Source organism: Bacillus carboniphilus (assembly GCF_020524035.2).
Lineage (GTDB): Bacteria > Bacillota > Bacilli > Bacillales > JAIVKR01 > Bacillus_CC.
Genome location: NZ_CP129013.1, coordinates 1,294,797 through 1,316,544 on the forward strand (window position 1 = coordinate 1,294,797; position 21,748 = coordinate 1,316,544).

Below are 21,748 nucleotides of genomic sequence, written 5' to 3' on the forward strand. Positions count from 1 at the left end.
GCCTCTTTTCTGTTTAATACGCTTTTTGTTCTGAATAAAGAGGCAAGTCAAGTTTAACTAAATCCTCATATGTCTCTCGCTTAATGACGAGTGATGTTCTCCATTTTCTACAAACACCACGGCTGGACGAGGGAGTCGATTATAATTGTTCGACATTGAATAGCCGTATGCTCCAGTACAAAGTACAGCAATTATATCACCTTGGGTAACATCGGGAAGGTTGATATCCCAAATTAGCATATCCCCACTTTCACAGCACTTCCCTGCAAGTGAGATGACTTGTTCATCATTGTCCTTTCCCATTACACGATTCGCAATTACTGCTTCATACTTTGCACGATAAAGAGCTGGACGCAAATTGTCACTCATTCCACCGTCTATTGCTATATATTTACGTACTCCCGGAACCTCTTTTTCCGATCCAACAGTATATAGAGTTGTTCCAGCATCGCCTACTAAGGAGCGTCCTGGTTCAATCCAAATTTCAGGTGTAGAGATTTGAATCTCCATTGATTTTTCTTCTACCCCACATTAGCAATTCGATTAACGTACTCGCTCATCTCAATTGGATCATCTTCCTGTGTATATTTAATTCCAAATCCTCCACCTAAATTAATTACTTTCGATATAAATCCAAACTCAGTTTTCCACTCTTTCATTTTATGGAAAATTTTTTCCGCAGGCAAGTACAAAACCTGTTGTTTCAAAAATTTGCGAGCCTATATGACAATGAATTCCTAAGAGGTCAATATATTGTTCTTCCAAAACAAGCTCTATTGCCTTTTCTATTTGTCCATTATTTAAATCAAAACCAAATTTAGAGTCTTCTTGTCCTGTTGTAATATAGTCATGAGTATGTGCTGCTACTCCAGGAGTAACACGTAAGAGTATAGAAACTTGTTGCTGGCGCTTTTGTACTAATCGCTTTAGCATGTCTATTTCATGAAAATTATCCACGACAATGCAACCAATGTAAGCGTCTAACGCCATTAATAACTCTTCCTCACTTTTATTGTTGCCATGAAAATGAATACGATCTACTGGAAATTCCGCTTTTAATGCGGTATATAGTTCTCCACCCGAAACGACATCTAAAGATAAACCCTCTTCCTTCACTAATTGGAGCATCGCAATAGAGGAAAAAGCTTTACTCGCATAGGCGACTTGCGCTTTAAGCTTCCGATTAGCAAAGGAGTGTTTAAACATCCTTGCTCTTTCCCTAATAAGCTCAACATCATACACATACAATGGCGTTCCATAATATTTTGCCAAGTCTATTAAATCGATTCCCCCAACTTGCAAATGATTTTGTTTATTTTGACTCATTGTTCCAACATAGTTCATCATCCAACCTTCTTTCATCAGTCGCCCGTTAATCCTTTAATGAATTAAACATACTTTATCATAAAACGGATTGAGCTTCAAATAGGGAATGAATCATCTACAACAAGTCATGAACGATGGAAACCTCTTTAGGATGGTTGTTTTTTTATATTCTGAGGATGAACAATACTAGGTCGTATAACCGATCCTCTCACGTTTGTTCGAATGATAATTTGTACAAATGCCTTTGGATTAAAAGGGATAAAAGGCCATAAATAAGGGGTATTCAACGAGCGAATATTTGCTAAAAATAAGACAAACAACGTCATTCCAGCAACCAAACCTGGAACACCAAAAATAGCCACTAATGTTAGTAGAAGAAGTCTGACCATTTTATTTGCAATACTTAGCTCATAACTAGGTGTAGCAAAGGTGCCAATTGAAGCGACTGCCACATATAAAATAACTTCAGGAACAAACAAACCAACATCAATTGCGATCTGACCGATTAAAGTGGCCGCTATTAACCCCATCGCTACTGATAAAGCTGTTGGGGTATGAATAGAGGCCATCCTTAATAGATCGATACCAAAATCGGCTAAAAAAAGTTGCACTATAACAGGAATATTTTTTGTATCCGTTGGTCCAATATAGGCAATTTGTTCAGGAAGTAAGGATGGTTCTAAGACAAACATTAACCATAAAGGTAAAAGAAAAATCGAAGACATAATACCAATAAAACGAACCCATCTCAAAAAGGTGCCAACAGCTGGTGCCTGTCGATATTCCTCAGCATGTTGCACATGGTGAAAAAAAGTTGTTGGCGTCATAATGATACTCGGTGATGTATCGACCATGATAATGACATGACCTTCTAATAGGTGATTTGATGCTACATCCGGTCTCTCTGTATAACGAACAAGAGGAAAAGGATTGTATCCTTGACTAACAATAAATTCTTCAATCGTCTTATCTCCCATTGTAAGCCCATCTATCTGAATTTTTTCAAGTTGATTTTTCACTAATTTTATTAAACCAGGATCTGCGACATCTTCAATATAAGCAATACAAATATCTGTTTTTGACCGTTCTCCCACTCTTATAATTTCATTTCTTAATCGTTCATCTTTAATTCTTCTACGTATGAGTCCTGTATTTACGATAATATTTTCAACAAATCCATCTCTAGAACCTCGAACCACTTTTTCCGTATCAGGCTCTTCTGGATTTCTACCAGGATAACTCCTTACATCGACAACAAAACCCATCGCTTGCCCTTCAATAAAAAAGACTACTAAACCCGATAGGACTTGATCGACTGCTTCATCAAGGGTTTTTATTAAACTGATTTGCTGGTTTACTAACCTATTTTCAACAAGTTCCTTTATCTTATAAGGGTCATTATCTGTGTCATTCAGTTCTGTTAATTCTTCTAACAAATGGATGATATACGAAGTATCACAAAGTCCATTTATATAATAAAGGTGAATATGCTTATTTAGCACAATAAACTTTCTCACGCCTAAATCAAAACTTAACCCTAGTCCTACATGTTCTTTAAAAAATTTTTCATTTATAGGTAACTGAGGTGAAATAGATGACTTATTTTTTTCTTGATTGTCTGTCACGATATTGACTCCTTTCCAAAATAAGCTCTACAGCTTTCATTGTAATGGGCGAGCCCTTTTTCACATCATCTTTTCCACCCATTTTCCCAATATCTCCTATACCCACTTTCACTGGAGCCACGATTTCATCTAAGCAATAAACGGTGTCGCCTGTTATTCTTTGCTTTTCTATGTCTGGAATACCTTCTTTATCCACTCCATATGATGTTAATTGCCCATGTTTATCAATGCACACATCTACTTTTGTCCACTCTTTCCCTCTCGATTTTGAAGCAACAACAATCACACCTAAAACAACTATTGTTTTATGGTTTGCTACATATTTAAGGGCTTTTTCACCACTACCTTCCCCTTTTAAACCACAATCATCAAAGAGAACAAATATAGGATCATGTGGAGTTTGATGAATATAGTAGACAAGTTCTTCACCTGTTAACACAGACGGGTTTCCTTGAGATCGAGAGATGCATCTCCCTCCAATTTTTCCTGCAACATATTCAATGGCTTTCAAAGCATATTCATCTCCATCTGTCACTAATATCACACTTCTCGTATTCATCAAAATGGACCTCTATCCTTTAGGTTTGAAAAAAACAGCAATAATAAAAGCAAACAATATGGCTGATGAAATACCTGCAGAGGTTAATTTAAATATTCCCATGGCTATTCCAATAAATCCATTTTGTTCTGCTTCTTTCATCGCTCCGTGAAGTAAGGAATGACCGAAGCTTGTGATCGGAACAGTCGCCCCCCGCTCCAGCAAATTCAATCAATTTATCATAGATACCGAATCCGTCTAGTATAGCTCCCGATACAACAAATGAACTCATAACATGAGCTGGAGAAAGCTTGAAAATATCCAATAATAGTTGACCGACTACACAGATGAGTCCTCCTACGACAAACGCGATAAAATATTCCATCAAATCACCCCTCTATCTTGAAGATTCAAACACCACACCGTGAGCTATCGTTGGGATGGTTTCATTTTGTTGCGTCATTACTGTACTTAATAGAGCACCAGTGGCTACAACGAAAATTCTCTTTAACTTACCTTCCTTCAATTGTTTAAAAAGATGACCAAAAGTCACAACGGCTGAACATCCACACCCACTTCCTCCAGCTAATACCTTTTGATCAGGACGATAAATCATTAATCCACAATCTCGGTGGTTGTCAAAAATATCAATACCTTCTTCCTTTAATAAATCCTTTAAGATTGGACTTCCCACTGATGACAAGTCACCTGTTACGATCAAATCATAGTAATCGGGGGAACGATCTAAATCCAATAAATGCTGTTTGATGGTTGATGCTGCCGCAGGAGCCATAGCTGAACCCATATCATTAGGATTACTTATTCCTAAATCAGTAACTTTTCCAATTGTAGAAGCAGTAACCTTAATCTCACTTTTCTCTTGCGTTAACAAGACAGCCCCTGCTCCAGTCACTGTAGAATTAGCTGTATTTGGTTTTTGACCACCATATTCAGTAGGATTACGATATTGCCTTTCCGCTGTTGCATTATGACTACTAGTTCCCGCCAAAATATAGTTGGCAAAGCCACTATCCAGCAATGCAGCTCCCACAGAAATCGTTTCCATAGATGTTGAACAAGCACCAAACATACATAAAAAAGGGATTTCTAAATGCCTTGCTACATAGTTGGCTGTTATGTTCTGATTTAATAAATCACCAGCTAAAAACAAATCCACATCTTCTTTTGTTATTCTTGCCTTTTCCAAACAAGTTTGTATAGCATTCTCTAACAACCTTCTTTCCGCAAGCTCCCAATTGTCTTCACCACAATGTAACTCGTTAAATGTAGTATCAAAATCATCCTTTAGAGGACCTTCTGCTTCTTTAGGTCCGACAGCTGTTCCACTTGAACGAACGTAAAGAGAATTATTAAAAACCCATGTTTGTTTACCTGTAAGCCTCATTCCCCTCCCCCTTTCACCCAGTGTAAGTTTGTAGTAATAAAAAACGAATCATTCCTACCACATATGCAGCTACAGTCCCAAAAACAATGACACTTCCAGCTAGTTTAAACATATTCGTTGCTACCCCGAACACAAGTCCTTCAGAACGATGTTCAAGAGCTGCACTTGTCATCGAATTAGCAAAGCCCGTGACGGGTATTGCCGAACCAGCCCCAGCAAATTGACCAATTTTATCATAAACCCCTAATCCAGTTAAAATAGCGGAAATTAAGATTAAAGTAGCAACTGTTGAACTACTTGCCGTTTCTTCGGATAAATTCAAAACATTCTCATACAGATTTGAAATCACTTGACCAAATGCACAAATTACCCCCCCTACCAAAAACGCCTTTAAGCAATTAAAAAAATAAGGGGTTTTAGGATGATATTTTTTTACATTTTCTTTATAGTCATCTTTTATTTTTTTTTCAACCATTTTAATTCTCCTTTATATCAACCTCTAAAAAGCAAACCATAACCAATGAAACAGTGAACCTAACACCTTACCTAAAACAATGGCCGTTAGAAGTGAAATTAATGATTCTGATGCACCGATCCTTTTTGACAAAACAGGGAGCACATTCAAAACTTCTGTCAAAGCTGCAGCCAGCATACCGATAAATATCCCGTCTAATAACCCAATCGGAATTAACCAAACCGGAGAAAGTGAAAAACGAGGATTCGTTAAACTTAGCCAACCTGCGACTACAGCCCCAATAATTACTGCCCATTCATAGTAGCGGATATACCTCTGGGTTTTCGAAAGCTGAGTTAAACGAGGTATAACTCCTAGCACTGTTAAAAAAGCGACGAAGCCACCTCCAACAGCAAACCCACCTGAGAAACCGATAAAGACAGTAAAAATAGCTTTAAGCGTCATGGTCTGTCCTTATCTTCATGGTGGATAACATATTGATCTAAATCTAGTTGATAGTTAAATATTTCCACATCCAAAGGACTCGGTTCCTCATTAATCCGCTTCTTAAAAACATGATTAAAAAACAAGACCATTCCAATTCCTAATCCAAATGAGTATGGCACTTGTATGAATAATGGATTCTCAACGGTTTTTCCAGTGAGAATTGTAAATAAACGTTGGTGCATTTCTTGCATACTGACGTCTTCATGAAAGTTCATAATGGCAAGGCCTGCCCCAATGAATAGTAGTAGCCATATTAGCGAAAATGTTAAAGATGACAGTTTTTTCTTTGGATAAATAACTTGAATGATTGTTTGCGTAGAACCCACTACTTGTATATCAATATCAGGTATTTGTTTAACAATCTGATTAATAACCTTCATAACGTCAAGGACGACAATGGTTTGATCTTTCATTGTCACTTGGTAAATATGCAAATTCGCTAATTTTGCCACCAACTTTTCACTACCTACAACTTGCGCAATATCCCCAATGGCTATAGTTGATTCAGGAGCTACTTCTATTTTATATTTTGGTCTGATAAAAACCGTGTCCTTCATGTTGATCAGCACCCTCTTATGATATCAAGCACTCCATCACATCTTTTTTGTTTTAGTTTTGAAACCTTACGTATAGTATGGTTGGAGATTATTTCTACATACAGCAAAAAAGGATTGTGCATAAATTACCAATCCTTACATTCACCATTCTAGTTTAAACATAAAAAAACCGTATAGAATTAAACATCCATACGGTCTTTCATTTGTTTTAGTATTTTCTTTTCAAGCCTTGACACCTGTACTTGTGAAATTCCAAGCCTTTCTGCAACCTCAGACTGCGTTTTATCTTTATAATACCGTAAGTAAACAATTAACCTTTCCCGATCGTCTAAATCCTTCATCGCTTCTTTGAGAGCAATGTGATCAAACCATTTCTTTTCTGACTGATCGGCAATCTGGTCTAGTAATGTAATAGGGTCACCATCATTTTCAAACACTGTTTCATGAATAGAGGATGGTGCTCGAACTGCTTCTTGTGCTAAAATTACATCCTCTGGTGGAATTTCTAGAAGGTCTGCAATCTGTTGAACAGTGGGGACTTTTCCTTCTGTTTTAGTAAGATGCTCTTTCGTCCTTCTTATTTTATTTCCTAACTCTTTAAGAGAACGACTTACCTTTATCGTTCCATCATCTCGAATGAATCGTTGTATTTCCCCAATAATCATAGGGACAGCATAAGTAGAAAATTTCACATCAAATGAGAGATCAAACTTATCAACGGATTTCAACAAACCTATACAACCAATTTGAAATAAATCATCTGGCTCATATCCTCGATTTATAAATCGTTGTACAACAGACCAAACAAGTCTCATATTTCTCTCAACAATTAAATCTCTTGCTTTTTGATCTCCTTGTTGACTTTGTTTAATTAACTCCTTGACTTCATGATCCTGTAATTGACTTTTAACCTCCACATCCATAGCAAGACTCCCTTAATTTGCTAATGCTTTGCTTTTCATTAAATGTTTCGTCAATCGAACAGTTGTCCCTTCCTGATTACTTTCAATACTGACTTCATCCATAAAGTTTTCCATAATGGTAAATCCCATTCCTGACCTTTCTAACTCTGGTTTTGTTGTAAACAAAGGTTGCCTTGCTTGTTCAATATTATTAATTCCTGTTCCTTTATCTTTCACCGTCAAATAGATCACTTCATCATGAATTTCACATGCAATGTACACGTATCCGGTTGGGTCGTTATCGTACCCATGAATAATCGCATTTGTGACTGCTTCAGAAACAACGGTTTTAATCTCTGTTAATTCATCCATTGTTGGGTCTAATTGGGCAACAAAGGCAAAGCAACCGTCACTCTTGCAAAAGACTCATTTTGGCTCATGCTAGAAAATTGAAGTTCCATCTTATTTTTCATGAAGCCACCCCCAATGCTTCAAGTGCAGCATCTTCAGAACTCTCCAAATTGACAATCTTAAATAAACCTGATAAGTTAAACAATCGTTCAATGGGAGGGGTAATTGAGCATACCACCATTTCTCCGCCTGTTTCCTTTATCTCTTTGTATCGTCCCAAAATGACCCCTAACCCAGAGCTGTCCATAAAGGTTAATTCTTTTAAGTTTAATAAAATGTGTTCTACCTTCGTGGAAACCATCGCATTGCTCACTTGTTTACGAAGTTCTTCAGACGAATGATGATCTAATTCACCTGAAAGACGTATACATAAAACCCTTTTTTTAACCTCTAACTCGATAGAAAGGCTCACTTTCATTCCTCCTCTAAAAGGATATAGAACCTTTCTAGAAAGCGGGTCGTCATTCCTTCTATACGACAAAAATAGTTAAAAAATTTCACATTCAGATTGATTTCGTGAAATTACCCATCACACGCTTAAACAATGTCCACCAAGTAGCAATTTCATTTTTTTCTTCAGCTACAAGCTTGCTCTCCACCATTGTTTCTTCACCTTTTTTTAACGTTAATAACCCTAATTCATCCCCTTTTTCCACTGGTGCAACAACGTCTTCTTTAAATGTGACTTCCTGCTTGATGTCGTATACTCCTTCTCCTTTTTTCGTCAATATGGAAATCGGTTCTGATGTGACTAAAGTAGACTTTGGCTCTTGTCCTTTCGCAATATTCACTTCCGATACTTTTTCAGATCGATCAAAAATTGGATGAGTTTCATACTGATTAAATGCATAGTCTAACATTTTCGTTACTTGAGCATTTCTCTCCTTCGGTGTTGGAGCTCCAAACACAACAGCCACTACTCGCATATTTCCTTTTTTAGCTGTAGCTGTTAAACAATACTTGGCTTCACTTGTATAACCAGTTTTTATCCCATCTACACCTGGATAAAACTTCACTAACCGATTTGTATTCACTAACCAAAACTTTTTCTCTGTATCTTCCCTTAAATAATCTTCGTATTTTCCTGTAAACTTAGTAATATCTTCATACTTTAATAATTCTTTTGCTAGCATAGCCATATCTTTAGCCGTACTATAATGTTCTTTTTCAGGCAATCCAGTTGGATTTTCGAAATGAGTGTTCGTTAACCCTAATTCATTAGCACGTTCATTCATTTGTTCAACAAATTCTTCTTCAGAACCCGCAAGTCTTTCAGCCATTGCAACAGAAGCGTCATTTCCAGAACCAATTGCAATCCCTTTTAAAAGCTCTTCAACAGTCATTTCTTCACCAGCTTCTAAAAAAATTTGGGAACCGCCCATGGATGCCGCATATTCACTTGCACGTACCTTTTCATCTAGTTGAAGCTTCCCATCTTCTAAAGCTTCCATAATTAAAAGCATAGTCATGATTTTTGTCATGCTAGCTGGAGGCAATGGCTCTTCTGAATTTTTTTGATATAAGATATGACCTGTATCGCGTTCAATTAAAATTGCCGACTTTGATTTCTCTGCTAATTCACTTTTACTTTTTTCCTCGTTCGCTAATATCGTAGAACAAGGAGCAACGATCATCATAAAAGCAAAGATTGCTACTATGATTCTTTTCATCTCCACACCCCTTCACTTTTAAAATACGTGTTCAAAAAAAGAGGAAAAAAGGACAGTGAAAAACGAGGCGGTGAAGCTTTGAACGCCACAGTGTACGTACTTAGTACATGAGGAGTGGAAAAGCAAACCAACAAAGTTAGTCACCAGTCATTTTTTTATGTTTTTTTTGAACAACTTATAATACTCCCCATTTTTACCAAAACAAAAAGATATATACTTCTGACCTATAAAAAAATCCTCTTTGGATTTCACCAAAGAGGATTTTTGAATTATAGGATTATGCTTTTGTAATCACTTTATGAATTAACGTAGGAGCTTTTACTTCATTACTTGAAACTGTATAAGCTTCCTTCACCTTATTAATGGAGTCAATCGGATTCTCATCATCGCTACGCAAAATAGCAAGTGCTTCTCCTGCTTTTACTGCATCTCCAATTTTTTTTCGTTAATGTAATTCCAACTGCATGATTAATTTCATCATCTTTTGTTGCACGTCCAGCACCTAAATACATAGCAGCTACACCGATTGATTCAGCATCAATTTCAGATACGAAACCATCTTGATCCGCTTTTACTTCAACATCATATTTCGCTGTTGGAAGTTTACTTAAGTCATCAATAACTTCGACATTACCGCCTTGAGCTTCAATAAACGTTTTGAATGCTGCAAAGGCTTTCCCGTTTTCTAAGTTCTCTTCAAGAGCTTTATAAGCCTCTTCGTAGGAAGGGAATACTTCTGCTAATACAGTCATATGAGAAGCAATTTCAAGAGAAAGAACGCGAAGATCTTCAACTCTCTTACCTTGCAGGATTTCAGCCGCTTCTTTTACTTCGTTCGCATTTCCAACCTCATAACCTAAAGGTTGGTTCATATCACTAATAACAGCGACTGTATTTCTTCCTAAGTTGTTCCCGATCTTAACCATTTCATTTGCTAAAGCTTCAGAGCCTTCCATTGTCTTCATGAATGCTCCTGAACCTGTCTTAACATCTAAAACAATGCTATCTGCCCCTGATGCCAGCTTTTTGCTCATAATTGAACTAGCGATAAGCGGAATGGAATCAACAGTTCCTGTTACATCACGAAGTGCATATAACTTTTTATCTGCAGGCGCTAGATTCCCTGTTTGACCAGCAACAGCCAGCTTGTTTTTATTCACACGATCAATAAATTCTTGTTCCGTCATTTCAATATGAAATCCTTCTATTGCTTCGAGTTTATCGAGTGTACCACCAGTGTGACCTAAACCTCTTCCAGACATTTTTGCAACAGGTACACCAACAGATGCAACTAACGGACCTACAATAAAGGTTACTTTATCGCCAACTCCTCCCGTTGAATGCTTATCTACTTTATGACCTTGAATAGCTGATAAATCAATGGAATCCCCTGAATCCACCATTGCTTGAGTCAATGTCGCTGTTTCTTCAGAATTAAGTCCATTGTAATAAATGGCCATTAACAAAGCTGACACTTGATAGTCAGGAATGTCACCGTCTGTATACCCTTTTATGAAAAATTTAATTTCTTCATCTGTTAATTGCTCTGCATGTCTTTTCTTTAAAATGATATCTACCATTCTCATTTGGAGTCACCTATCCTTTTTAGTTGTTACTAAAGCATGCCTGCATCTCTATTTTCAACCTACATTACATTCTCTCTATAGTAGTTTTAATTAGCTTTAAAAATGATTCACGAGCTTTTTCAGTTGTCTCAATTACTTCATCATGGCTTAGCGGTTGATCTAAAATACCTGCTGCCATATTGGAGATACAAGATATCCCAAGTACATTTAAGCCTGAATGCTTAGCTACAATCACTTCAGGAACAGTTGACATTCCAACTGCATCTCCACCTAGCGTTCGCAACATACGAATTTCAGCAGGTGTTTCATAAGTTGGTCCAGTGTTTCCAACGTAAACACCTTCTTTAATATTGATGGACAATTCGTTTGCCACTTGCTTTGCTAAATCCCTTAATTTGCCATCATAGGCTGTTGACATATCTGGAAAGCGAACACCTTGCTTTGAATCATTTGGACCAATTAATGGGTTTGTCCCAAAATTGTTAATATGGTCACTAATAATCATCAAGTCCCCTGCTTGAAAGCTTTCATTTATTCCTCCAGCAGCATTTGTTACAATAAGAGATTGAACCCCTAACTCTTTCATAACACGAATCGGTGCTGTTACTTTTTGAAGACTATATCCTTCATAAAAATGAAAACGACCTTGCATCGCTACAACGGTCTTACCTTGCAATCGTCCAAAAACAAATTGTCCTGCATGACCTTCTACAGTTGAGACTGGAAAGTTCGGAATGCTCTCATATGGAACTTTAACAGCGTTTTCAATTTCTTCTGCCAATACCCCTAAACCAGAACCTAAAATTAATCCAATTGATGGGGCTTCATTAAATGTGTCTTTTAAATATTTCGCAGCTTGTTCAATATCATGTCTCTCCATCATCCATTCTCCTTACCTTTGAATTTCTTTTAAGAAGCTTTTTCCATATTTAGGTGCCTGAACAGAAAAGTTCTCTGCAACAGTTGCTCCAATATCAGCAAATGTATCTCTGATAGGTAAACTCTTTCCTTCAGACATTTTTTTGTTATACATTAATAAAGGAACGTATTCTCTTGTATGATCTGTCCCATGATGAATTGGGTCGTTACCATGGTCTGCTGTTATAATTAGGAGATCATCTTCTCTTAGTTTTTCAAACACCTCAGGGAGCCTTGCATCGAAATCCTCAAGAGCATCACCGTATCCCTTAGGGTTACGACGATGACCAAAAAGGGCATCAAAATCAACCAAGTTAAGGAAATTTAAACCAGTGAAATCTTTGTCTAAAGTATCGATAAATTTATCCATTCCATCTTCATTGGATTTTGTTCGTATTGCTTCTGTTACACCTTCTCCATCGTAAATATCAGAAATTTTCCCGATAGCGATAACATCAATATTATTGTCTTTTAATGTATTCATTACCGTTGGTTCAAAAGGCTTCAAAGCATAATCATGTCTATTCGGAGTACGTTTAAAATCACCAGGTGAGCCAACAAATGGTCTAGCAATGACTCGTCCAACCATATATTTTTCATCTAGCGTAAGTTCTCTTGCAATTTCACAAATCTCATATAGCTCTTCTAAAGGAACAATCTCTTCATGAGCAGCAATTTGCAGGACGGAGTCTGCTGAAGTATAAACAATTAACGCACCTGTTTTCATGTGCTCTTCTCCAAGTTCATCAAGAATAGCTGTACCAGATGCAGGTTTATTCCCAATTATTTTTCTTCCTGTTTTTGCTTCAAGTTCATCTAAAAGTTCTTTTGGAAATCCATCAGGGAAAACTTTAAATGGCTTCTCAATATAAAGGCCCATTATTTCCCAATGGCCTGTCATTGTATCTTTTCCATTAGAAGCTTCCTGCATTTTCGTATAATACGCAAGTGGTTTCTCTTGAACAGGTATCCCTTTTATTTCTTCGATATTGCTAAGTCCTAATTTCGCCATATTCGGCATTTTAAGTCCATTCATATGTTCGGCAATGTGACCTAATGTATGCGCACCCTTGTCATTAAATTGTTCTGCATCAGGTGCTTCTCCTATACCAACCGAATCTAATACAATTAAGTGGATTCGATTATATGTATATTGTCCCATTTTAATTGCCTCCTTTTTTCTCTAACCGTATATATAAACTATAGTTCCAAAGATAAATAATTATATGTTCCCTTCAATACTTGTCAGAAGTCTGACAACTAAATTATAAAACGGTTACATGGTATTTTACAATACTTTTAACTAAAGAATTTTGAATAAGCTTCGAATTTCTTTGTCAACTGCTCTCCTCACCTGCTCATCCATCAAATAAAACCCTTTCATGGAAGGGCTATTAAAGTTAAGCACGTGGATGAAATTGTTTATAAACATCCTTAAGACGGGCTTTCGTTACATGAGTATATATTTGTGTCGTTGAAATATCCGAATGTCCAAGCATTTCTTGAACTGCACGTAAATCTGCACCATTTTCCAACAAGTGGGTTGCAAACGAATGCCTCAATGTATGCGGAGTCAACTCTTTATCAATTTGTGCATCAACAGATATTTTCTTAAGATTTTTCCAAAAACCTTGTCTTGAAATTCGATTACCGTGATGATTCACAAACAGCGCTTTCGTTTTATTCGATGTCTTAACTAACTTTCCTCTTCCTTTTTCTATATAACGATTGATCGCATCGCTTGCTGTCTGTCCAATGGGAACAATTCGCTCCTTGTTTCCTTTCCCTGTACAGCGAATAAATCCCATTTGAAGATGCACATCATTTAAATCTAAGTTAATCATTTCTGATACTCTTATTCCTGTCGCATATAATAACTCCAGCATCGCCTTATCACGATATCCAAAAGGAGAAGTTAACTTAGGAGTATCTAGTAATCTCTCAACTTCTTGTAAAGATAATATTTTAGGAAGAGACCTCTCAATTTGCGGTGATTCGATATGAACGGATGGATCATGATCTGTCTTTTTTTCCCTAAGAAGAAATTGATGAAATGAACGAATAGATGCTATATGTCTCGCGATCGTTTTACTTGATCTACCAGAGTCCTTTAACGATTTTAAAAATCCAATAATATGGGCTCTTCCAACCGATTGAAACTCCTTCATTTTTTCTTCTTCGACTAGAAATTTTGAATAGTTATTCAAATCCCTCTTATAAGAGATAAGAGTATTTTTAGATAATCCTTTTTCAACCATTAAAAAATGCAAGTAATCTTCAATGGAATCATTCACTTTTTTCTACTCCCCATTTAAATAAAAGAAAATCAGCCTTTCTTTTATTGAGTATGTTTGTCCGTTATTCATACTAACAACTTTTAACGCGGAACCTTCAGGCTCATCATAACGATGAAAATGTTGATATTCCTCATTAACCCATATAATAGCATAGTAAAAAAGAATCGTAAAACTTGTAAACAAAACAAATACTTTAATCATATCAAAAATAGCTCGCACACTTTTCCCCTCCTGCCTTTACCACCATTCTATGTCCAAAAAGGGGAAAACTATACATTTAAAATGGTTACGTATCAAAAAGCCTGCCCTCAAGTGCACCAATATATCTTTCCACATATTTTTGCATTACGTTACTTTCACTTTATTCTACTACTTTAAAAATTCCACTAAGACTTTTGATATATATTTAGGAAAACTGTCCCGAATAAAATGAGAAAAACCTTTCCCATTTTATTTGGAAAAGGCTTCTTTTCGTTGTTGATTTTCATTATCAGTCGCAGGATCACTTTGACATCGATGGCAAATACCATGAAATGTTAATCGGTGATCTTTAATTTTAAACTTCCAGTCTCGTTCAACAATCTCTTCAACATCTTCTAATAAGTCTTCTTGTATTTCATCAACTGTTCCACATTCAATACAAACTAAATGATGGTGAAAGTGGGCCGCTCCCTCTTGTCTTAAATCATACCTGGAAACCCCATCACCGAAGTTAATTTTATCAACAATTTTTAATTCAGTTAACAACTCCAATGTTCGATAAACGGTTGCTAAACCAATCTCAGGAGCTTTCTCCTTTACTAAAAGGAAAACATCCTCTGCACTCAAATGGTCCTCTTCGTGCTCAAGAAGAACACGAACAGTTGCTTCTCTTTGGGGAGTTAACTTATAGCTTGATGAATGCAACTGCTTCTTTATTCTTTCAAGGCGACCTTCCATACGAACCATCCCTCCCTCGCCTTTTCCTCATTATATTATAACAAATGAAGGGATCGTATCCAACTAAAACTATTCTTAATTAATAAATAAAGACTATATTAAATAATAATAATTATAAATTATTAAAACCAACTAACTACTTTTTCCATTAAAAGAGGTGAAATATACGCTTCAAAGCTAGCTGGAATTAAAACAAATATTGAAATAATAAACATAAATACAACATACTGAAAAAACATTTTAGAAGGTGACGCTCGATAATTTTTAGTAAACAACTGTTTTAAAACATTTAAAGAAAAGGAAATCGCCAATACACTGGTTACTAAAAACAATGGAATTAACAATAGATTTTGTGGAAAAACCGCTACAAAAGATAATAAAAATCCATTCCAGCCCATTTGATTGACAAGAAAACCCACTGTAAAACCTACAACAATTCCTTTAAGAAAAAGCATAATCAGTATAATAGGCAATCCAATAATTGATATCCCTAATAACCATATTAGACCGATGAACTTAATATTGTCTATAAAACTTTGCTTAAACAAATCCGCTCCTTGAGCGGTTTGTCCACTCTGTATTTGTCCAAAAAAACGTTCTAAATAAGAAAATAAATCTTCCCTTGAAGAAATGCTCATACTATTTACAATTATGGCACCAAAAATAACACCCATTATAAGTAAAACGAACACAAATAAATAAATAGATGCTTTTTCTCGAAGATGTTCGCTTACAGATACTTTTAGAGACTGGCTTGTCATCTCTTTCTCCTCCTCTATACAATTACTAGATTGTATGGAAAAAAGAAAGAGAATATGAATGCACCAATCGTATTATTTTTGATTCAATCGCTGAAGTTTAATATATTGCAGTGCATAAGCTGTTTTCGCATCATGAATTTGTTTGTTTTTCATCATTTCCTCTGCTTCTTCTATCGTTACTTCTAATAATTCTACAAACTCGTCCTCATCTAAAGCTTGATTCTCATGAATTCTAGTTAGTCGATTAGCAAAATACAAATAAACAATTTCATTAGCAAACCCTGGTGAAGTATAAAATGATGTAATAGGTTCCATAGATTCACATGAATATCCTGTTTCTTCTTCAAGCTCCCTCATCGCTGTAATTTCTGGAGCCTCTCCTTTTTCCATTTTTCCTGCTGGAATTTCAACTAAAGACTTCTCTAATGCTTTACGATATTGTTTCACCATCACTAATTTGTTTTCATTCGTTAAAGCGATAACTGCTACTGCTCCTGGATGTTGAATAATTTCACGCTTACTTGTATTACCATTCGGTAGGCTTACATCATGTAACTCTAAGTCGATAATTTTCCCTTTATAAATATCTTTTTTAACTATTGTTTTTTCTTCTAAATCTTTCACGAAAACTTCATCTCCAATTCTAGTTCTTTTTCTTCTATTTCACACATACATTTTATCACAAATAAAAAAAGCGGAAGTGAACGTTTACAGTGGCAAGAACAAGGAACGCAAGCAAAAGTTCATCGGGAACAAATAATAAGGGGATGACTATTTTGAAAATCTATTATCGTAACAAAGGAATTGTTCTAATAGGGCGTTATCCTGACATTAAGAAACAGTTGAAAGAACTAGCAAATAAATACCATTTTGTTTCTGAAATAAACACTCACATTCACTAGTTTTATACAATTTATTCGTTTTTCTTGAACTCCTCCTTAATGTTATCATGAAGATAAAGGAGGGATTTTGGTGAAAAAGAGGCAACTAGGTTCGTCCGATTTATATGTAAGTGAGATTGGTTTAGGATGTATGTCTCTAGGAACAGAAGAAAAAAAGGCACGTTCCATCATTGATGAGGCAATCGATAGAGGGATTAATTATCTTGATACGGCAGATCTATACGACTACGGATTAAATGAAAGCATTGTTGGAAAGTCTATTCGTCATCAAAGAGAGCAGATTGTATTAGCAACAAAGATCGGGAATCATTGGGAAGAAGGAAAAGAAGGATGGTTTTGGGACCCTTCAAGAAAATATTTAAAAGAAGCGGTAAAAAACAGTCTTCATCGTTTACAGACAGATTATATTGATTTATTGCAATTGCACGGAGGAACCATTGAAGACCCTATTGATGAAATGATTGAAACATTCGAAGAGTTAAAGAAAGAGGGGTACATACGTTACTTTGGAATTTCTTCTATTCGCCCAAATGTAATCAAACGCTTTTTAAATCAATCCTCGGTTGTTTCAGTTATGATGCAATATAGCCTTCTCGACAGACGGCCTGAAGAATGGTTTAACTTGATTCAAGAACATCAAGTGAGCGTCATTGCTAGAGGACCACTTGCTAAGGGCTTACTGACCAATCGCCCTTTATCTCAAGTAAGCCAAAAAATGAGAGAAAATGGATATTTAGATTATTCAATTGATGAGCTAGAATCACTCTTACTACAAATATCTGAAGTTGCTAGTGATTTAACATTAAATCAAAAAGCTTTACAATACATTTTATCGAATGAAGTAGTGGGAACAGTTGTACCTGGAGCATCTACTATTGAGCAAGTAAGAGATAATTTAAAAGTAGAAAGAGAACTTACTAAAGAAGAATATAAAATGCTTCAATCTATAACAAAGTCTAATATTTATCAACAACACCGGACTTGAAGTTCTCATGCCTTTTTCATTTACAATATAAAAAACATCCTATCCACTTTTATTATTCACAAATCATTAGCAAGTAAAATAGGACGTATTTTTTAGTCCGTGTTTGCCTAATTCTATAAAATTAGTTATGATCTTGATATTAAACTACACTGAGAGGTTCTTTTAATAATGTGCACAGATAGTAAGATGTATATGAGATTATTAAAGCCTCGATAAATCCTTACGTAGAAGAATTTTATGTGGGAATTGAATAAGTTTATGATTAAACCTTTCCTCGTTTATACTATCAGCGAATTTATATCGTTAATAAGAAAAGCGCAAGCGCCCGTCTAGCGACGCAGGTGCTTATAGACCCCCGCATGAGATAAAGGAAACACGAAAAGCCGCAGGCTTCGATGTTGACTTATCGTAGAGAAATGGAACATCATCTAAAGGCGCCCACGTCCTGTGGGCAACGATGATGCTAGCACGTCGTGTGCTTCGAAAGCATCACCAGTCGCTGGGCGCTGGAGCTAGACAAAAATAAAAGCACCATCCAAATAAGGACCTATTTATATACTTTCTTACTCTGGTAAAAAGACTGTCACATCGACAGTCTTTTTGTACAAGAGTTTAGAAACGTTCTGATACTAAATCAGCGTTCACAGCGATAGCGGCTTTATTCCCTTCTGCTGCTGAAATCGTTACTGATGAAGGTGCTAATTTTTCTGTTTCTCCGGCAATATAAATGTCTTTTTGAGTTGTCCTTCCCATTCCATCTGTTACCACAACTCCATTTTCGTTCATTTCACAGCCTAACTGTTTCACAAAAGGGGTTGGACGATAAAAAGTAGGAACTACAAATCCTCCTGCTCTTTCGATTATTTCTCCTGATGCAAATTCAACTGCATGTAAATATCCGTCCACACCAATTAACTTTTTAACTGGTTCTGTTTTTATCTTTATATTACGTTTTTCTAGTTTTAAAGCACCTTCAACGGAAATCTCAGCGCCGTTCGTTATAAGAACTAAATTTTCAGACCAGTTGTAAACTAATTTAGCCATATGTAGCATGTATTCTTCTTCTTCAGCTATGACAATCAATGGTTTATTTCTCATCTCCCAGCCATCACAATAGGGACAACTAAAAATACTTCTACCATAATACTCTCTTACACTATCTATAGGAAAGACTTCTTGAAGACCAGTAGCAAGTACCACTTTTTCAGCAATAAACTCTTTTTTGTCCACTGTTTTAACAAAATAATTTTTATTACCTTTCTCTTTCGTTATCTCCGTAACTTTTGTATTAAAATAAGATATTGATGGATACTTCTTTAATTCATTTAAACCAATTTCTCTTAGTTCATGTGGTTTCGTTCCGTCTCTAGTAATAAAACCATGGGACTCTTGAGTGACTCTGTTTCTATTCGTACCATCGTCAAATAATCCAACTGTTTTCCTTGACCTCCCTAACGTCAAAGTTGCACTTAATCCAGCTGGGCCTGCTCCTACAACTATGCAATCAAGTATATTCATAATCAAACCAACCTTTTTTATATTTTCTAGCTTTCCTAAACCACTATTAAGTACCTTTTATATCTACAATTATGTTACTAATGTACATTAAATAAAATCCTTTAAGTCTTACTGGAGGAAATCATTAATGATATTAAAGATATTTTATATCTTTGATTAGCTTATAAAACAACTTTCCTTGTTGTTTTATTTCAAACTAAATCAGCAATCGTACGTCTCCTTAATTCTTCTTCCATTTTTTCCTCAGAACTTAACATAACCTTTCGGATTGGACATTCAGGTCCATGATCGTAACAGTCGAATAATGAAGATTTCCCTTCAATTGCTTGGATAATATCGAGAAAAGAAATTGATTCCCATCCATGAGACAATGAATAACCCCCATTTGCACCTGAAACAGAAGTAATCATCCCTTCTTTCACAAGCTTTGTCAAAATTTTCGAAAGATAAGTTGGTGATACACTTTGTTTTTCTGCTAGTACTTGTACACCTATAGGTTTACTGTTTTTACTTGAAGCTAAAAATAACATTGTGTGTAGAGCATAATTTGTCGCTTTTGAAAATTTCATTTTTCAAACCTCACCATACAATTAAAGACTTCATGTATCTATAATAGACATTATGAATCAGATTTAATTTACTGTCAATTACAAAGTTCCTTAAATGAATCTTTTCACTTCTACTATAACTTATCATAAACAGAGGGAAGCCCCTCTGTTTAATGTTATTATTATTTATAATTTTTCCAATCCAAAGAACTTTCTTCAAAGAGTTCTTCAAAAGATTTATTTTTCTCTTTGTCTTCTCTTTCTTTCCTTTTTCTCTCTAACTCAGCTTGCTTTTCTTCCACTTCTTTTTCTTTAAGATCATTTTTCATGTCTTTTAATGCCTGGAGCTTTTCATTTGTTAGCAGATCCTTCATCTTGCAACCACCTTTCAAATGTTAAGCCCATTTTAACACAAACTAATAACCGTGGCTTCTCCTAAGGTTGTAATCTTAAATTCTAAAATGCTTCCAGTTTTAAATCATCAGAGATACGTAAATCTGGCTCTGTTGAGGCCAATACTTCCTCAACAGAATACCCTTTGGCCACTTCTACCAAAGTAAGACCTTTTTCTGTTACATCCAATACTGCTCGATCAGTAATAATACGATTGACTACTCTTTCCCCTGTTAAAGGTAAAGAACATTCATTTACTATTTTTGACTTTTGATTTTTACTTACATGCTCCATTATGACAATAATCTTTTTAGCTCCATGAACGAGATCCATTGCTCCTCCCATTCCTTTAATCATTTTCCCCGGAATCATCCAATTGGCTAGATCCCCCATTTTCGATACTTCCATTCCACCTAATATAGCAACATCAATATGTCCACCTCGTATCATCGCAAATGATTCTGCACTATTAAAGAAGCTTGCTCCTTTTATTGCGGTTACCGTTTCTTTTCCAGCATTAATTAAATCAGCATCCACCTCTTCTTCAAGAGGATATGAACCGATTCCTAATAGTCCGTTTTCCGATTGCAAAATCACTTGTTTTTGGTCACTAATAAAATTAGCAACCAACGTTGGCATGCCAATTCCTAAGTTTACATAGTCTCCAGACCAGATTTCTCTTTCTGCTCTTTTAGCAATCTTCTCCCTTACTCGCTGTTTGTCACTCATTTTTCATTCACCATCCTCACCGTTCGGCGCTCAATTCTTTTTTCTTGTTCTCCTTCATATAGACCTTGTATGTAGATTCCAGGCGTATGAATTTGATTTGCATCAAGTTCTTCTACAGATACTAGTTGTTCTAACTCTGCTATTGTCACTTTTCCAGCCGCCGCGATTATAGGATTGAAGTTTTGATCTGTATGTCTATAAATAAGATTTCCCATCTCGTCTCCTCGATAGGCTCTAACAAGACTAAAATCTGCAGTCAGACCCTCCTCTAATACATATTCCTTTCCATCAAACGTTCGAGTTTCTTTCCCATTTGCTATTTCTGTCCCAACACCCGCAGGAGTATAAAATGCTGGTATCCCCGCTCCTCCTGCACGAATCTTTTCAGCTAATGTACCTTGAGGAATCAATTCAACCTCCAACTCTCCATTTAATACTTGCCTTTCAAATTCTTTGTTTTCACCTACATAAGAACTAACCATCTTTTTTATTTGTTTCTTCTTTAAAAGTAAGCCTAATCCCCATTCGTCTACACCGCAGTTGTTTGAAATGACGGTTAACCCTTTCACCTCAGATTCTACTAAAGCAATGATGAGCTGTTCAGGAATTCCACATAATCCAAACCCACCCACCATGATCGTAGCACCATCCTCTATCTGACGAACGGCGTCATTCGCATGTTTATAGACTTTTTTCATCTTCTCACCTCATTTTTATTGATAACGCTTACATTTAAAGATGTTCTCGTTGTTTTTTGAAAAACCTTTATTTTCTTAT

Annotated in this window: 23 protein-coding genes and 4 pseudogenes; 2 read left to right on the top strand and 25 right to left on the bottom strand. The window is 35.9% G+C overall.

The features are described from left to right. Positions 1-13 precede the first annotated feature (13 nt). The 20 genes and pseudogenes from lysA to LC087_RS06720 all read right to left on the bottom strand — a co-directional run bounded on the left by lysA (position 14) and on the right by LC087_RS06720 (position 16,520). Positions 14-1,344: pseudogene (gene lysA / locus LC087_RS06625) on the bottom strand (diaminopimelate decarboxylase). 128 nt (positions 1,345-1,472) lie between these two features. Beyond that, positions 1,473-2,951, bottom strand: a complete 1,479-nt coding sequence (locus LC087_RS06630; RefSeq protein ID WP_226538614.1) for a spore germination protein — start codon at positions 2,949-2,951, stop codon at positions 1,473-1,475. Beyond that, positions 2,926-3,510: a stage V sporulation protein SpoVABEA gene (locus LC087_RS06635; protein WP_306020406.1), complete on the bottom strand. Its 585-nt coding sequence runs from the start codon at positions 3,508-3,510 to the stop codon at positions 2,926-2,928. The genes LC087_RS06630 and LC087_RS06635 overlap by 26 nt, the downstream gene beginning before the upstream one ends. 12 nt (positions 3,511-3,522) lie before the next feature. Further along, a pseudogene (gene spoVAE, locus LC087_RS06640) lies at positions 3,523-3,874 on the bottom strand (stage V sporulation protein AE). A gap of 12 nt (positions 3,875-3,886) precedes the next feature. Continuing rightward, complete coding sequence (gene spoVAD, locus LC087_RS06645) at positions 3,887-4,894, bottom strand: stage V sporulation protein AD (RefSeq protein WP_226538617.1); 1,008 nt, start codon at positions 4,892-4,894, stop codon at positions 3,887-3,889. A gap of 13 nt (positions 4,895-4,907) precedes the next feature. Then, the gene (gene spoVAC, locus LC087_RS06650) at positions 4,908-5,369 is read right to left on the bottom strand and encodes a stage V sporulation protein AC (RefSeq protein ID WP_226538618.1); all 462 of its coding nucleotides are present in this window, start codon (positions 5,367-5,369) and stop codon (positions 4,908-4,910) included. A 24-nt stretch (positions 5,370-5,393) separates the two neighbouring features. After that, the gene (locus LC087_RS06655; protein ID WP_226538619.1) at positions 5,394-5,813 is read right to left on the bottom strand and encodes a stage V sporulation protein AB; all 420 of its coding nucleotides are present in this window, start codon (positions 5,811-5,813) and stop codon (positions 5,394-5,396) included. Next, positions 5,810-6,412, bottom strand: coding sequence for a stage V sporulation protein AA (locus LC087_RS06660; RefSeq protein ID WP_226538620.1), 603 nt, complete (start codon positions 6,410-6,412; stop codon positions 5,810-5,812). Before LC087_RS06660 ends, LC087_RS06655 begins: the two co-directional genes overlap by 4 nt. A 179-nt stretch (positions 6,413-6,591) precedes the next feature. Continuing rightward, positions 6,592-7,335: an RNA polymerase sporulation sigma factor SigF gene (gene sigF / locus LC087_RS06665; protein WP_226538621.1), complete on the bottom strand. Its 744-nt coding sequence runs from the start codon at positions 7,333-7,335 to the stop codon at positions 6,592-6,594. Positions 7,336-7,347: 12 nt separating this feature from the next. Continuing rightward, positions 7,348-7,787: pseudogene (gene spoIIAB, locus LC087_RS06670) on the bottom strand (anti-sigma F factor). Next, positions 7,784-8,137 (bottom strand): anti-sigma F factor antagonist, encoded by a 354-nt coding sequence (gene spoIIAA / locus LC087_RS06675; protein WP_226538623.1) that lies wholly within the window; start codon positions 8,135-8,137, stop codon positions 7,784-7,786. Before spoIIAA ends, spoIIAB begins: the two are co-directional and overlap by 4 nt. Positions 8,138-8,228: 91 nt before the next feature. Then, a complete protein-coding gene (locus LC087_RS06680) occupies positions 8,229-9,395 on the bottom strand; it encodes a D-alanyl-D-alanine carboxypeptidase family protein (RefSeq protein ID WP_226538624.1) in 1,167 nt (388 codons plus the stop codon). Positions 9,396-9,672: 277 nt separating this feature from the next. Continuing rightward, positions 9,673-10,981 (bottom strand): annotated as a pseudogene (locus tag LC087_RS06685) (pyrimidine-nucleoside phosphorylase). A 64-nt stretch (positions 10,982-11,045) separates the two neighbouring features. Next, positions 11,046-11,861, bottom strand: coding sequence for a purine-nucleoside phosphorylase (locus LC087_RS06690; protein ID WP_226538626.1), 816 nt, complete (start codon positions 11,859-11,861; stop codon positions 11,046-11,048). A 12-nt stretch (positions 11,862-11,873) separates the two neighbouring features. Next, positions 11,874-13,061 (bottom strand): phosphopentomutase, encoded by a 1,188-nt coding sequence (deoB, locus tag LC087_RS06695; protein WP_226538627.1) that lies wholly within the window; start codon positions 13,059-13,061, stop codon positions 11,874-11,876. Between the two features lie 238 nt (positions 13,062-13,299). Beyond that, entirely contained in the window at positions 13,300-14,193 is an 894-nt protein-coding gene (xerD, locus tag LC087_RS06700; protein ID WP_226538628.1) for a site-specific tyrosine recombinase XerD, read from the bottom strand. Positions 14,194-14,199: 6 nt separating this feature from the next. Further along, on the bottom strand, positions 14,200-14,415 hold the full coding sequence (locus LC087_RS06705; RefSeq protein WP_306020415.1) for a YqzK family protein: 216 nt from the start codon (positions 14,413-14,415) through the stop codon (positions 14,200-14,202). 231 nt (positions 14,416-14,646) lie between these two features. Beyond that, on the bottom strand, positions 14,647-15,135 hold the full coding sequence (gene fur, locus LC087_RS06710; RefSeq protein WP_226538629.1) for a ferric iron uptake transcriptional regulator: 489 nt from the start codon (positions 15,133-15,135) through the stop codon (positions 14,647-14,649). A 122-nt stretch (positions 15,136-15,257) separates the two neighbouring features. After that, positions 15,258-15,896 (bottom strand): stage II sporulation protein M, encoded by a 639-nt coding sequence (gene spoIIM / locus LC087_RS06715; protein ID WP_226538630.1) that lies wholly within the window; start codon positions 15,894-15,896, stop codon positions 15,258-15,260. A gap of 72 nt (positions 15,897-15,968) precedes the next feature. Beyond that, on the bottom strand, positions 15,969-16,520 hold the full coding sequence (locus LC087_RS06720) for an NUDIX hydrolase (protein WP_226538631.1): 552 nt from the start codon (positions 16,518-16,520) through the stop codon (positions 15,969-15,971). 89 nt (positions 16,521-16,609) lie between these two features. Between LC087_RS06720 and mciZ the strand changes: the two genes are divergently transcribed. Continuing rightward, on the top strand, positions 16,610-16,798 hold the full coding sequence (gene mciZ / locus LC087_RS06725) for a Z-ring formation inhibitor MciZ (protein ID WP_306020419.1): 189 nt from the start codon (positions 16,610-16,612) through the stop codon (positions 16,796-16,798). A 70-nt stretch (positions 16,799-16,868) separates the two neighbouring features. After that, positions 16,869-17,783, top strand: a complete 915-nt coding sequence (locus tag LC087_RS06730; protein WP_226538633.1) for an aldo/keto reductase — start codon at positions 16,869-16,871, stop codon at positions 17,781-17,783. 612 nt (positions 17,784-18,395) lie between these two features. Here the strand turns inward: LC087_RS06730 and LC087_RS06735 are convergent. From LC087_RS06735 to LC087_RS06755, 5 genes are all read right to left on the bottom strand, one after another. Continuing rightward, positions 18,396-19,301 carry an NAD(P)/FAD-dependent oxidoreductase gene (locus LC087_RS06735; RefSeq protein WP_226538634.1) on the bottom strand — a complete coding sequence of 302 codons (906 nt, stop codon included), beginning with the start codon at positions 19,299-19,301 and terminating at the stop codon, positions 18,396-18,398. A 191-nt stretch (positions 19,302-19,492) separates the two neighbouring features. Further along, a complete protein-coding gene (locus LC087_RS06740; protein WP_226538635.1) occupies positions 19,493-19,870 on the bottom strand; it encodes an Rrf2 family transcriptional regulator in 378 nt (125 codons plus the stop codon). Positions 19,871-20,031: 161 nt separating this feature from the next. Next, positions 20,032-20,223: a YqkE family protein gene (locus LC087_RS06745; protein ID WP_226538636.1), complete on the bottom strand. Its 192-nt coding sequence runs from the start codon at positions 20,221-20,223 to the stop codon at positions 20,032-20,034. 82 nt (positions 20,224-20,305) lie between these two features. Further along, entirely contained in the window at positions 20,306-20,971 is a 666-nt protein-coding gene (locus LC087_RS06750; protein WP_226538637.1) for a 3-oxoacid CoA-transferase subunit B, read from the bottom strand. Continuing rightward, positions 20,968-21,669 carry a CoA transferase subunit A gene (locus LC087_RS06755; protein WP_306020423.1) on the bottom strand — a complete coding sequence of 234 codons (702 nt, stop codon included), beginning with the start codon at positions 21,667-21,669 and terminating at the stop codon, positions 20,968-20,970. Before LC087_RS06755 ends, LC087_RS06750 begins: the two co-directional genes overlap by 4 nt. Positions 21,670-21,748 lie beyond the last annotated feature (79 nt).

Coding starts and splice junctions, on each gene's coding strand:
- LC087_RS06635 (WP_306020406.1), bottom strand. CDS start 3,510: ATGAATACGAGAAGTGTGATATTAGTGACAGATGGAGATGAATATGCT.
- spoVAD (WP_226538617.1), bottom strand. CDS start 4,894: ATGAGGCTTACAGGTAAACAAACATGGGTTTTTAATAATTCTCTTTAC.
- spoVAC (WP_226538618.1), bottom strand. CDS start 5,369: ATGGTTGAAAAAAAAATAAAAGATGACTATAAAGAAAATGTAAAAAAA.
- LC087_RS06655 (WP_226538619.1), bottom strand. CDS start 5,813: ATGACGCTTAAAGCTATTTTTACTGTCTTTATCGGTTTCTCAGGTGGG.
- LC087_RS06660 (WP_226538620.1), bottom strand. CDS start 6,412: ATGAAGGACACGGTTTTTATCAGACCAAAATATAAAATAGAAGTAGCT.
- sigF (WP_226538621.1), bottom strand. CDS start 7,335: ATGGATGTGGAGGTTAAAAGTCAATTACAGGATCATGAAGTCAAGGAG.
- LC087_RS06680 (WP_226538624.1), bottom strand. CDS start 9,395: ATGAAAAGAATCATAGTAGCAATCTTTGCTTTTATGATGATCGTTGCT.
- LC087_RS06690 (WP_226538626.1), bottom strand. CDS start 11,861: ATGGAGAGACATGATATTGAACAAGCTGCGAAATATTTAAAAGACACA.
- deoB (WP_226538627.1), bottom strand. CDS start 13,061: ATGGGACAATATACATATAATCGAATCCACTTAATTGTATTAGATTCG.
- fur (WP_226538629.1), bottom strand. CDS start 15,135: ATGGAAGGTCGCCTTGAAAGAATAAAGAAGCAGTTGCATTCATCAAGC.
- spoIIM (WP_226538630.1), bottom strand. CDS start 15,896: ATGACAAGCCAGTCTCTAAAAGTATCTGTAAGCGAACATCTTCGAGAA.
- LC087_RS06735 (WP_226538634.1), bottom strand. CDS start 19,301: ATGAATATACTTGATTGCATAGTTGTAGGAGCAGGCCCAGCTGGATTA.
- LC087_RS06740 (WP_226538635.1), bottom strand. CDS start 19,870: ATGAAATTTTCAAAAGCGACAAATTATGCTCTACACACAATGTTATTT.
- LC087_RS06745 (WP_226538636.1), bottom strand. CDS start 20,223: ATGAAGGATCTGCTAACAAATGAAAAGCTCCAGGCATTAAAAGACATG.
- LC087_RS06750 (WP_226538637.1), bottom strand. CDS start 20,971: ATGAGTGACAAACAGCGAGTAAGGGAGAAGATTGCTAAAAGAGCAGAA.
- LC087_RS06755 (WP_306020423.1), bottom strand. CDS start 21,669: ATGAAAAAAGTCTATAAACATGCGAATGACGCCGTTCGTCAGATAGAG.